General features: G+C 71.9%; 12 protein-coding genes and 1 riboswitch. Of the genes, 5 read left to right on the forward strand and 7 right to left on the reverse strand.

Annotated features, from left to right (window positions below; all coding sequences use genetic code 11):
- Positions 1 to 36: 36 nt before the first annotated feature.
- Positions 37 to 1,293, forward strand: a complete 1,257-nt coding sequence (locus tag ACH5AR_RS14680; protein WP_396301753.1) for an Ig-like domain-containing protein — start codon at positions 37 to 39, stop codon at positions 1,291 to 1,293.
- Between the two features lie 19 nt (positions 1,294 to 1,312).
- Here ACH5AR_RS14680 and ACH5AR_RS14685 read toward each other — a convergent pair whose 3' ends face one another.
- The 5 genes from ACH5AR_RS14685 to ACH5AR_RS14705 form a co-directional block, all read right to left on the reverse strand.
- Positions 1,313 to 1,684: a GntR family transcriptional regulator gene (locus ACH5AR_RS14685; RefSeq protein WP_396301754.1), complete on the reverse strand. Its 372-nt coding sequence runs from the start codon at positions 1,682 to 1,684 to the stop codon at positions 1,313 to 1,315.
- 139 nt (positions 1,685 to 1,823) lie between these two features.
- Positions 1,824 to 3,485 (reverse strand): cytochrome bc complex cytochrome b subunit, encoded by a 1,662-nt coding sequence (locus ACH5AR_RS14690; protein ID WP_396301755.1) that lies wholly within the window; start codon positions 3,483 to 3,485, stop codon positions 1,824 to 1,826.
- Positions 3,482 to 4,534 (reverse strand): Rieske 2Fe-2S domain-containing protein, encoded by a 1,053-nt coding sequence (locus ACH5AR_RS14695; RefSeq protein ID WP_396301756.1) that lies wholly within the window; start codon positions 4,532 to 4,534, stop codon positions 3,482 to 3,484. The genes ACH5AR_RS14690 and ACH5AR_RS14695 overlap by 4 nt, the downstream gene beginning before the upstream one ends.
- Before the next feature lie 8 nt (positions 4,535 to 4,542).
- Positions 4,543 to 5,352 (reverse strand): c-type cytochrome, encoded by an 810-nt coding sequence (locus ACH5AR_RS14700; protein WP_396301757.1) that lies wholly within the window; start codon positions 5,350 to 5,352, stop codon positions 4,543 to 4,545.
- 187 nt (positions 5,353 to 5,539) lie between these two features.
- Positions 5,540 to 6,160: a heme-copper oxidase subunit III gene (locus ACH5AR_RS14705; protein ID WP_380696216.1), complete on the reverse strand. Its 621-nt coding sequence runs from the start codon at positions 6,158 to 6,160 to the stop codon at positions 5,540 to 5,542.
- A gap of 396 nt (positions 6,161 to 6,556) precedes the next feature.
- Here ACH5AR_RS14705 and ACH5AR_RS14710 point away from each other — a divergent pair, with 396 nt between their 5' ends.
- The 3 genes from ACH5AR_RS14710 (at position 6,557) to ACH5AR_RS14720 (ending at position 9,821) form a co-directional block, all read left to right on the forward strand.
- Complete coding sequence (locus ACH5AR_RS14710) at positions 6,557 to 6,982, forward strand: hypothetical protein (protein ID WP_396301758.1); 426 nt, start codon at positions 6,557 to 6,559, stop codon at positions 6,980 to 6,982.
- Positions 6,983 to 7,099: 117 nt separating this feature from the next.
- Positions 7,100 to 8,176 carry an anthranilate phosphoribosyltransferase gene (gene trpD, locus ACH5AR_RS14715; protein ID WP_396301759.1) on the forward strand — a complete coding sequence of 359 codons (1,077 nt, stop codon included), beginning with the start codon at positions 7,100 to 7,102 and terminating at the stop codon, positions 8,174 to 8,176.
- 108 nt (positions 8,177 to 8,284) lie between these two features.
- Positions 8,285 to 8,403, forward strand: a riboswitch (SAM riboswitch).
- A 50-nt stretch (positions 8,404 to 8,453) separates the two neighbouring features.
- Positions 8,454 to 9,821, forward strand: coding sequence for an aminotransferase class V-fold PLP-dependent enzyme (locus tag ACH5AR_RS14720; protein ID WP_396301760.1), 1,368 nt, complete (start codon positions 8,454 to 8,456; stop codon positions 9,819 to 9,821).
- Positions 9,822 to 9,824: 3 nt separating this feature from the next.
- Here the strand turns inward: ACH5AR_RS14720 and ACH5AR_RS14725 are convergent, their stop codons facing one another.
- Entirely contained in the window at positions 9,825 to 10,106 is a 282-nt protein-coding gene (locus ACH5AR_RS14725) for an Lrp/AsnC family transcriptional regulator (protein ID WP_396301761.1), read from the reverse strand.
- Positions 10,103 to 10,930 (reverse strand): rhomboid family intramembrane serine protease, encoded by an 828-nt coding sequence (locus tag ACH5AR_RS14730; RefSeq protein WP_396301762.1) that lies wholly within the window; start codon positions 10,928 to 10,930, stop codon positions 10,103 to 10,105. The genes ACH5AR_RS14725 and ACH5AR_RS14730 overlap by 4 nt, the downstream gene beginning before the upstream one ends.
- A gap of 200 nt (positions 10,931 to 11,130) precedes the next feature.
- Here ACH5AR_RS14730 and ACH5AR_RS14735 point away from each other — a divergent pair, with 200 nt between their 5' ends.
- Positions 11,131 to 11,394 carry a hypothetical protein gene (locus ACH5AR_RS14735; RefSeq protein WP_396301763.1) on the forward strand — a complete coding sequence of 88 codons (264 nt, stop codon included), beginning with the start codon at positions 11,131 to 11,133 and terminating at the stop codon, positions 11,392 to 11,394.
- The last annotated feature ends 108 nt before the right edge of the window (positions 11,395 to 11,502 follow it).

Below are 11,502 nucleotides of genomic sequence, written 5' to 3' on the forward strand. Positions count from 1 at the left end.
CGATCTGATCAATCGTGCGAACCTTCGGAGGCGGCCATGGCCGACAGGCGTGGAATCGCAGCTCTCGGCGGCATCTCGCTGGCCCTGGCGGTGCTGGCCCCGCTGGCCGCCTGCACGGCCCCGGAGGAGGGGCCCACCGGCCCCCACCGGATCGACGCGGCCCCGCTGGTCCACCTCTCGGCGGACAGCGGGGCGGACCCCTCCCAGCCGGTCACCGTGACCGCCGTCCAGGACAGCCGGCTCACCGACGTCACGGTGGTCGGCCCGGACGGCCGGGTGGTCGCCGGCAAGCTCGCCGAGGACCAGCGCAGCTGGCAGACCACCGGCCGGCTGAAGGCCGCCACCGCGTACACGGTGCGGATCTCCGCCGACGACGGCCGCGGCGGCCGCGGCGACACCACGGCGAGCTTCAGCACCCTCGCCGCCCAGCGCCTGCTCACCGCCAAGCTCGGCCCGGACTCCTCCGGCAGCGGCGTCTACGGGGTGGGCCAGCCGCTCACCGTGCAGCTCTCCGAGGCGGTGAAGGACCCCCAGGCCCGCCAGGAGGTCGAGCGCGCCCTGACCGTCACCTCCCAGCCCGGCGTCACCGGCGCCTGGTACTGGGTGGACGACCGGAACCTGCACTTCCGTCCGGAGGACTACTGGCCGGCCGGGACGACCGTCTCGCTGGCCTTCGACGGCACCGGCAGCCGGATCGCCGACGGCCTCTACGGCGGCGACCGCAGCTCGCTGAAGCTGCGGATCGGCGAGCGGGTGGAGTCGGTGATCGACGCGGCCGCCCACGAGCTCACCCTGAAGCGCGACGGCGAGGTGCAGCGGACCATCCCCGTCACCACCGGCAAGCCCGGCTTCGACACCCGCAACGGCGTCAAGGTGGTGCTCGGCCAGGAGCGGTCGGTCCGGATGAACGGCGAGACCATCGGCATAGCGGCGGGCAGCAAGGAGGCCTACGACCTCGACGTGCTGTGGGCCACCCGGGTGACGTGGAGCGGCGAGTACGTCCACGCGGCGCCCTGGTCGGTCGGCTCGCAGGGCCTCGAGAACGTCAGCCACGGCTGTACCGGGATGAGCACCGGCAACGCCCAGTGGTTCTACGAGCACACCCGGGTGGGGGACCCGGTGACGGTGGTGAACAGCCGCGGCGGCGAGATGGAGCCGTTCGGCAACGGCTTCGGGGACTGGAACGTCGAGTGGACGGACTGGGTCAAGCACAGCGCCACCGGACAGCCCGTCAGCACCGCCGCGCCGGCCGGCCGGGCCCCCGCCGCGGGGATGATCCGCCCCGAGCTCTGAGCGGGCGGCGGCACAGCGGTCAGTCCTGCGGGTAGGCCAGCCGCAGCGCGGTCTCCACCGCGGCCAGCGCGTCCGCGTGGGAGACGCCCAGCCGGCCCGCCCGGGCGGCGTACTCGGCGGCGGCCTCGGCGGCCAGCCGGTGGGCGGCGTCGCCGGTCGCGGCGATCAGCGTGCCGCGCCGCCCGTGGGTCTCCACCACGCCGTCCGCCTCCAGCTCGCGGTAGGCCCGGGCGACGGTGCCCGCGGCCAGCCCCAGCTCCTCGGCCAGGGCCCGGACGGTGGGCAGCCGCAGCCCGGTGGCCAGCTCGCCGGACCGCGCCCGCTCGGCGATCTGGGAGCGGATCTGCTCGTACGGGGGAGTGGCCGAGGAGGGGTCGACGGAGAGCTGCACGGGGGCTCCTGGGGGCGCGGACGGATACGGGAGGGGCCGGCGGGGCCGGACGGCGGACCGTGGCCGGACAGCCCGAGGGCCGCTGACCGGAAGGACTCCGGTCAGCGGCCCTCGGGGTCTCGCTGTGGTGCGTACGGGATCAGTGGTGGCCGTGGCCGCTGGTGATCTCGTGGTGCTCCTCGGCGGTGGGCTTGGGGATCTGGCTGCCCTCGCCGTAGAAGCCGCGGGAGAGCTTGGCCCGGGTGCGGGTGAGGACGCCGGCCTTGCGGGCCACGCCGTTCTCGTCCGTCTGGGCCGGCAGCTCGACCGGTTGGACCTGGTCGTGCGCGGTGAGCTTGTACAGGTCCTGCTGCGGCAGCTGGGCGTGCACCTCGATGAACTCGCCGTGCGGCAGGCGCTTGATGACGCCCGTCTCGCGGCCGTGCAGCACCTTCTCCTTGTCGCGGCGCTGGAGGCCGAGGCACCAGCGCTTGGTGACGATGAAGACGACGACCGGGACGACGAAGAAGCCGACGCGGACGAAGTAGGTGACCGAGTTGATCGACAGGTGCAGGTGGGTGGCGAACAGGTCGTTGCCACCGGCCATCAGCAGGATCAGGTAGAGGCTGATCCAGGCGGCGCCCAGCGCGGTGCGGACCGGGGCGTTGCGCGGGCGGTCCAGGATGTGGTGCTCGCGCTTGTCGCCGGTGATCCAGCCCTCGATGAACGGGTAGGCCGCGATCGAGACCAGGACCAGCGGGAAGATCGCCAGCGGGACCATGACACCCAGGTTGAGGGTGTGGCCGCCCCAGACGCTGATCTCCCAGCCCGGCATGACGCGGATCAGGCCCTCGGAGAAGCCCATGTACCAGTCGGGCTGGGCGTCGGTGGAGACCTGGTCCGGGCGGTACGGGCCGTACGCCCAGATCGGGTTGATCGTGGCGATCGCCGAGATGACCGCGATCAGGCCGAACACCAGGAAGAAGAAGCCACCGGCCTTGGCCATGTAGACCGGCATCAGCGGCATGCCGACGACGTTCTTCTCGGTCTTGCCCGGGCCCGCCCACTGGGTGTGCTTGTGGTAGAAGACCAGGATCAGGTGGGCCACCAGCAGGCCGAGCATGATGCCCGGGATCAGCAGCACGTGGATGGTGAAGAAGCGCGGCACGATGTCGTGGCCGGGGAACTCGCCCCCGAACAGGAACATCTGGACGTAGGTGCCGATCAGCGGGACGGCGAGGATCGCGCCTTCCATGAAGCGGATACCGGTGCCCGACAGCAGGTCGTCCGGCAGCGAGTAGCCGAAGAAGCCGTCGAACATGCCCAGGACCAGCAGCAGGAAGCCGAAGACCCAGTTGATCTCACGCGGCTTGCGGAACGCGCCGGTGAAGAACACGCGCATCATGTGGACGAGCATCGCGGCCACGAAGACCAGGGCGGCCCAGTGGTGGATCTGGCGGATCAGCAGACCGCCGCGGACCTCGAAGCTGATGTCCACCGTGGAGGCGTACGCCTCCGACATCGGGATGCCCTTGAGCGGCACGTACGAGCCGTCGTAGACGACCTCGGCCATCGAGGGCTTGAAGAACAGCGTCAGGTAGACACCGGTCAGGATGATGATGACGAAGGTGTAGAGGCAGATCTCGCCCAGCATGAAGGACCAGTGGTCCGGGAAGATCTTCCGCAGGTTGGCCTTGGCGAGGGAGTAGATCCCCAGCCGGCCGTCCGTCCAGTCAGCCGCGGCTTCCCACTTGTTGGCGGGCTTCTCACGCGTGCTGGAGGGCTTGGCGGCACCGGTCGTGGTGCTGCTCGCGCTACTCATCGAGCACGCTCCCAGTAGCTCGGGCCGACGGGCTCAGCGAAGTCGCCGGTGGCGACCAGGTTGCCCTTCTCGTCAGTGGTGATCTTCAGCTGCGGCAGCGGGTGGCCGGCCGGGCCGAAGATGACGCGGGCGCCGTCCGCCAGGTCGAAGGTCGACTGGTGGCAGGGGCAGAGCGCGTGGTGGGTCTGCTGCTCGTACAGGCTGATCGGGCAGCCGACGTGGGTGCAGATCTTGGAGTAGGCCAGGATGCCCTCGAAGCCCAGCTCCTTGGACTTCTCGTCCTTGATGTCCTCGGGCGCGATGCGGACCAGCATCAGCGCGTCCTTGGCGATGCGCTGCTGGAAGTCCTCGCTGTGCGTGGACAGGCCCTCCGGCATGGCGAACGTCAGCGAGCCGACGACGATGTCCTCGGGCTTCATCGGCTGCATGGTGTTCATGTTGACCAGCTGCAGCGGCTTGGCCTCGGTCGCCTCCTTCCAGCCGGTCTCCTTGAGCTTCTTCTCGGGCAGCGGGCCGAGGTCACGGAGCAGGACCACGCCGGAGAGCGGGACCAGCGCCATGGAGCCGATCAGGGTGTTGCGGATCATCTTGCGGCGGCCGAAGCCGGACTCGGCGGCGCCGGTCTTGAACTGCTCGATGACGTCCGCGCGGACCTCGTCGGAGGCCTCGATCGGGTGGCGCTCGGACGGCATCTCGACGTCCGACATCAGGGTGCGGGCCCAGTGGACCGCGCCCGCGCCGATCATGAACAGCGCCACGCCCAGGGTCAGGCCGAGCGCGAAGTTCAGCGCGCTGACGTGGCCCAGCGGGAAGATGTAGACGATCTTGTCCGGGTCGATGGCCACGTACGAGGCGATGAAGCCGACGGTGGCGAGCATCGAGACCACGAACATCAGCGAGACCTGGCGCTCGGCACGCGAGGCGGCCTTCTCGTCGATGTCGGTGCGACGGGGCTCGTGGGCCGGCAGGCCCGGGTCGGCGAACGGGCTGCCGTGCTCGGCCACCTCGCCGGCGGAGCCGTGCGGCTCCGGGAGCTTCTCTTCTGACATGTCGTGGCTCATGACTTCTTGGCCTTGGTGGTGTGGGCGGCGACCCAGATCGCGACCGCGATGAGCGTGCCGAGGCCGAAGATCCAGCCGAACAGGCCCTCGGTCACCGGACCGAGGCTGCCCAGGGTGAGACCGCCGGGGTTGGGCTCATCGTTGGTGGTGTGGCGGACGAAGGCCACGATCTGCTTCTTCTGCTCCTCGGGCATGGTGGTGTCCGGGAACGACGGCATGTTCTGCGGGCCGGTCTGCATGGCCTCGTAGATGTGCTTGGCGTCCACGCCCTCCAGCGACGGGGCGTACTTGCCCTTCGTCAGGGCACCACCCTGGCCGGCGAAGTTGTGGCACTGGGCGCAGTTGGTGCGGAACAGCTCGCCACCCTTGGAGATGTCCTCGGGGTTGGTCGAGGTGAACTGCTCCTCCTTCGGGGTCACCGGGCCGGGGCCGAGGGAGGCGACGAAGGCGGCGAGCTGGTCGATCTCGGCCTGCGTGTAGATGTTCTTCTTGCGCGGGACCTGCGCGCCGGGCTGCTGGGCGGGCATGCGACCGGTGCCGACCTGGAAGTCGACAGCGGCGGAGCCGACGCCGACCAGGCTCGGACCGTCACTGCTGCCCTGGCCGTTCAGGCCGTGGCAGGAGGAGCAGCCCACGGCGAAGAGCTTCTTGCCCTCATCGATCGCGAGCGACTGCGCGGCGACGTCGGCCTGCGCCTTCTCGGCGGGCGCGAACGCGGCGTACAGCCCCCCGGTTGCCGCCAGGGCGAGAAGTAGGACGACCAGCGCCGCCAATGGGTGGCGCCGTCGTGCGGAGAGCTTTTTCACGGAATAACCCCGGTGTCAGGATCTGGTCGACTGGTGGGTGCACCCGGCGGCCGGTCTGGCCGGCACGAGGCTGCCCGTCTAGGGCTGCGCGCGCGGTCGGTCGGTGGGAGCGTCGGCACCGGCAGAAGCGGCCCGTCGCCGGTGAGGGCGGGGGCCGCTGCCGGTGGCCAGCGACCTGATCAGCTGGTTACTTGATCAGGTAGATGGTCGCGAACAGGCCGATCCACACGACGTCGACGAAGTGCCAGTAGTACGACACGACGATCGCGGCGGTGGCCTGCTCGTGCGTGAAGCGCTTGGCTGCGTACGTCCGTCCCAGGACCAGCAGGAAGGCGATCAGACCACCCGTCACGTGCAGCCCGTGGAAGCCGGTGGTCAGGTAGAACACCGTGCCGTACGGGTCGGAGGACAGCGAGAGGCCGTCCTTCTTGACCAGATCGGTGTACTCGAAGACCTGGCCGCCGATGAAGACCGCGCCCATGGCGAACGTGAGGATGAACCACGCCCGGAGCTTCTTCACGTCACCGCGCTCGGCCGCGAACACGCCGAGCTGGCAGGTGAGCGATGAGAGCACCAGGATCGTGGTGTTGACCGAGGAGAAGGGCACGTTGAGGGCGTGGGCCTTCTCGGTCCAGAACTCCGGCCCCTTGACGGAGCGGAGCGTGAAGTACATCGCGAAGAGGGCCGCGAAGAACATCAACTCGGAACTGAGCCAGACGATCGTTCCGACGCTGACCATGTTCGGCCGGTTGACCGATCCGTGCGCGTGCCCGGTTTCTACTGCTGTTGCTGTCGCCACGACGGACATTATGTCGGTCCCTTATTCCGTCTTCACGTCGGGGGGTGTCCCTCGGAGTGTCCGGTGCGTGCGGTATGCCCGCTTGGGCGGCGGCGGGGTGCCCGGGCGGGGGCTGAGCAGCGGCGTGTCCCTTTTCTGATGGTTCCTCGGGGCAGCCTACGACCCGGTTGCCCGGCGCGTCGGTGCACGGTCGGAGCAGCGGCGCGGGATAGGGGAGCGGGCCCCGGGGCGGCCGTACGGGTGGACCGGGCGGGCGGGGGTGACGGGCCGTCCTCCGGGTGGGTGAGCCCGGGGCGGGGCCGGCCGGGAAGGAACGTGCGCGAGGGGGGCTCGGCGGCGGGTGATCCGGAGTAGCATCCGGATCAGGCGAACGTGGTCCGGATCACACTTGAGGGAGCAGGGTCCATGGCGTACACGACCGACGAGACGCTCACCGTCCTCGTCTACAGCGACGACCGCAACACCCGCGAGCAGGTGCTGACGGCGCTCGGCCGCCGGCCCGCCGAGGACCTTCCGGAACTGTCCTACCTGGAGTGCGCGACCACCCCCGCGGTGCTCAGGGCGCTGGAGAAGGGGGGAGTGGACCTCTGCGTGCTGGACGGCGAGGCCGTTCCGGCCGGCGGGCTGGGCCTCGGGCGCCAGCTCAAGGACGAGATCTACGGCTGCCCGCCGGTGCTGGTGCTGATCGGCCGGCCGCAGGACTCCTGGCTCGCCGCCTGGAGCCGGGCGGACGCCGCCATCTCCCACCCGGTGGAGCCGGTGGCGCTGGCCGGGGCGGTCGCCACCCTGCTGCGGGCGCGGCTGGCGAAGCGGACTCCGGCCGTCCGCTGAGCCCCGCCCCGGGCAACCGGAAGAGGGGGGTCGTGGCGAGAGCTTCGCTCGATAGGCTGGCTCCTGTCCGTACGGGCGTCCCCCTGGGCGGGGAACCGACAACAGCTGGAGTCAGCCATGGTGAACGTGAACCCTGCGAACGGCGGTAGCGACCCCGCGCAGGTGGTCCGCACCTGGCCGGACCTCCTGGCGGCGCTGCTGGAGGGGGAGGACCTCGACCGCGCGTCCACCGCGTGGGCGATGGACCGGATCATGAGCGGCGAGGCCTCGCCCGCGCAGGTGGCCGGGTTCATGGTCGCGCTGCGGGCCAAGGGCGAGTCGGTCGAGGAGATCGGCGGTCTGGTCGACGCGATGTACGCGCACGCCGAGCCGCTGGAGATCCCCGGCCCGGCGGTGGACATCGTCGGCACCGGCGGCGACCGGGCGAAGACCGTCAACATCTCCACGATGTCGGCGATCGTCGCGGCGGCCGCCGGCGCCAAGGTGGTCAAGCACGGCAACCGGTCGGCCTCCTCGACCAGCGGCTCCTCGGACGTGCTGGAGAAGCTCGGGGTGGCGCTGGACCTCTCCTCGCGGCGGGTCGCCGAGGTGGCCGAGGAGGTCGGGCTCACCTTCTGCTTCGCGGCGAGGTTCCACCCCTCGATGCGGCACGCCGCCACCGCGCGGCGCGACCTCGGCGTACCGACCTCCTTCAACATCCTCGGCCCGCTGACCAACCCCGCGAAGGTCTCCGCGCACGCCATCGGCTGCTTCGACACCCGGCTGGCCGGGCTGATCGCCGGGGTGCTCGCCGAGCGGGGCTCCACGGCGCTGGTCTTCCGCGGCGACGACGGGCTGGACGAGCTGACCATCACCACCACCTCGCAGGTCTGGCTGGTGCGCGACGGGGTGGTCACCGAGACCGCCTTCGATCCGCGGGACGTGGGCATCGAGCTGGTCGGCATCGAGGCGCTGCGCGGGGCGGACGCCTCGTACAACGCCGAGGTCGCCCGGCGGCTGCTGGCCGGGGAGCACGGGCCGGTCCGGGACGCCGTCCTGCTGAACACGGCGGCGGCGCTGGTCGCGCTGGACCTGGGCGACGCGCCGCTGACCGGGCAGCTGGCGGCCGGCATGGAGCGGGCCGCGAAGGCGATCGACTCCGGTGCCGCGCAGGATCTGCTGCGGCGCTGGTCGGAGGCCACCAGCCGCCTCTGAGGCGGTAGTTGGGGAGCCCGTGCCGGTGCGCCGGCACGGGCTCCGGTGCTGTCCGGATGCCGGACGCCCGTTTGACCGCCCGACGGGCGCGGCCTAGAGTCTTCGCCAGGTCATGAGTGACAGCGCCAAGCCCCAGCTGGCTGTCCGGCAACCCTCCGTCCGTGGCGGGGTGCCCTGGGTGAGGACCGGGTCGCCACGGCAAACCGTCCGTGCGGCAAGCGCGGACACCGGCGACGAGCACTCCCCGGGTCCCTGACCCCAGAAGGAGTGCATCCCCATGTCGTCCCTCACCACCGAAACCCTCGCCCCGCTCGCCGTCCTCGGCGCCGACGTCCAGGTCCCGCTCGCCAGCGGTGAGAAGGTCGGCTACGCGGCGCTCGACTACGCGGCCAGCTCGCCGGCGCTCCAGCGGGTGTGGGACGACGTCGCCGCCTACGCGCCGTACTACGGCAGCGTCCACCGCGGTGCCGGGTACCTCTCGCAGCTGTCCACCGACCTGTTCGAGCAGAGCCGCCGCACCGTCGCCGAGTTCCTCGACCTGCGCGAGGGCGACCAGGTGGTCTTCACCCGGGCCACCACCGACTCGCTCAACCTGCTCGCCTCGGCCGTCCCGGCCGGCACCCGGGTCTTCGCCTTCGAGACCGAGCACCACGCCTCGCTGCTGCCCTGGGCGCACGCCGGACTGGCCGTCACCTACCTGCGGGCGCCGCGCTCGCGGGCCGAGGCGGTGGCCGCGCTGGACGCCGCCCTCGCCGACGCGCCCGAGGGCCCCAAGCTGCTCTGCGTCACCGGCGCCTCCAACGTGACCGGCGAGCTGTGGCCGGTCGCGGAGCTGACCGCGGCCGCCCACCGGCACGGCGCCCGGGTGGTGCTGGACGCGGCCCAGCTGGCGCCGCACCACCGGGTCTCGGTGCGCGAGCTGGACGTCGACTGGATCGCCTTCTCCGGCCACAAGATCTACGCGCCGTTCGGCGCCGGGGTGCTGGCCGGCCGGGCGGACTGGCTGGACGCGGCCGCGCCGTACCTGGCCGGCGGCGGGGCGACCCGCACGGTGGCCCGGGAGACCGACGGCTCGGTGGCCGTCCAGTGGCACACCGGCCCGGCCCGGCACGAGGCCGGCTCGCCGAACGTCATCGGCGCCTACGCGATCGCCTCGGCCTGTCGGGCGCTGACCGAGGCCGGCTTCGACGCGCTGGAGGCCCGCGAGCAGCAGCTGATCGACCGGCTGACGGCCGGGCTGGCCGGGATCCCGCAGGTCAAGGTGCTCAACCTGTTCGGTGAGGGCTCCGCCCGGGTCGGCGTGCTCTCCTTCGTCGTCCAGGGCTGGAACAGCTCGCACTTCTCGGCCGCGCTGTCGGCCGAGTACGGGATCGGGGTGCGCGACGGGCTGTTCTGCGCGCACCCGCTGGTGCGCACGCTGCTCGGGGACGAGGACGTCGCCCCGTCCGAGTGCGGGGCGCCCGAGCCCTCGCTGCCGGGCGAGCGCAGCCTGAACGCGATCCGGGTGAGCTTCGGCGCCGGGACGCCGGACGAGCACGTCGACCGCTTCCTGACCGCCGTCCGGGAGCTGGTCACGCAGGGCGCCTCCTGGAACTACCGCAACGAGGGCGGGCGCTGCGTCGCGGACACCAGGCGCGAGGGCTGACGGCTACTCGTCCAGGCCGAGGGCGAAGGCGGCTTCCAGGTCGTGCTGGGAGTAGGTGCGGAAGGCGATCTGGGTCTCGGTGTCGGCCACGCCCGGGACCTTGTTGAGCCGGCCCGGGATGACCTCGGCCAGGTCGTCGTGGCGTCGCACCCGCACCATCGCCACCAGGTTGTAGCCCCCCGTCACCGAGTAGACCTCGCTCACGCCGTCGATGGCGGCGATGGACTCGGCGATCTCCGGGATGCGGTCGACACTGGTCTTGATCAGGACGATGGCGGTGATCACAGTTCGGGCTCCTTTGTGGGGTGCCGCCAGCGTATCGGGCGTCGGCCCGGTCGTCTCGGGGGGTGGCGGACCACGGTGCAGGCGTAGAGGAACCCGGCCGAGAAGCCGATCACGTGGACCAGGTACGCCACCCCGGGACCGGCCGTGTGCACCGACCACCACTGGAGGGCGAACCAGAGGCCGAGCACCAGCCAGGCGGGGAAGCGCAGCGGCAGGAAGAGCAGCAGCGGGACGAGGGTGGTCACCCTGGCCCGGGGGTGCAGGCGCAGGTAGGCGCCGAGGGCCGCGGCGATCGCCCCGGAGGCCCCGATGAGCACCCGCGTGGAGTCCGGCGAGTGCGCCTCGGCGAGCGCGAAGCCGTAGGTGCTCAGGCTGCCGGCGGCCAGGTAGAAGACGGCGTACCGGGCCCGGCCCAGCCGCCGTTCGACGGTGGGGCCGAAGACCTGGAGGAAGAGCAGGTTCCCCAGCAGGTGCAGCCAGCCGGCGTGGACGAACAGCCCGGTGAGGACGGACAGCGCCGGGTGCTTGCCCGGGGTCGGGGCGGCCGGGCAGCCGGGGACCGGGTCGGGGGCCTCGGCCAGCTGCCCGGCGGTCAGCGGGCGTCCGGCCAGCACCTCGGCCGGGACGGCGCCCCAGCGCTGCTCGTAGCGCTGCTCCGCGCAGACCCGCGCCCGGCCGCTGCCGTACAGCGGGTTGAGCCCGGCGGCGGGGCCGAGCAGGAAGACCAGCGTGTTCAGCGCGATCAGGGCGTAGCTGACCGCGGGGACGGCCGCCGCCGGGCGGCCGTCCCGGGCGGCGGTGTGGTCGGGGGCCGCGAGTGCCATGCCGCCAAGCATCCCTCCGGGCGGCGCGGGTGACACGGCGGTTTACGGCAGGTGGACTAGGGCCTGTGTTGTGGCGACCGGTGGTCGCGACGGTTGCCCCAGGCAATAGGCTTGGGGCGGGCATTCCCGCCTCCCGCCGCCGACGCCGGGGCTCCGGGGGGAGCGCCTGCCCCCGCAGGGACCACCCGAGAGGACCCCCGATGACCGTCCCCGCCCTGACCGCCGAGACGCGCTGGCGCTGCACCCTGTGCGGCAACCTCACCCGCTTCGACGTGACCCGCACCGCGCGGGTCACCGAGTTCCTGCACTTCGACCTGGCCGGCGAGTCGAAGGTCGAGGAGACCGAGGTGCTCAGCGAGACCGTCGAGTCGGTGCGCTGCCGCTGGTGCAACGCGGTGGACCAGGTCGAGCTGGTGGCCCGTCCGGGCGCCCAGGGGGCGCAGGCCCCCGCCGAGCAGGGCTGATCCCCGCCGCCGCGGCGGGTGGGCGCACGGCGCGCCCGCCCGCGCCGCACGGGACAATACAGAACAAGACGCACGGAGCGTGACGAACAGGGGGCGGTCGCGGCCGTG

The sequence above is a fragment of the Kitasatospora sp. NPDC018619 genome, assembly GCF_044391605.1.
GTDB lineage: Bacteria > Actinomycetota > Actinomycetes > Streptomycetales > Streptomycetaceae > Kitasatospora.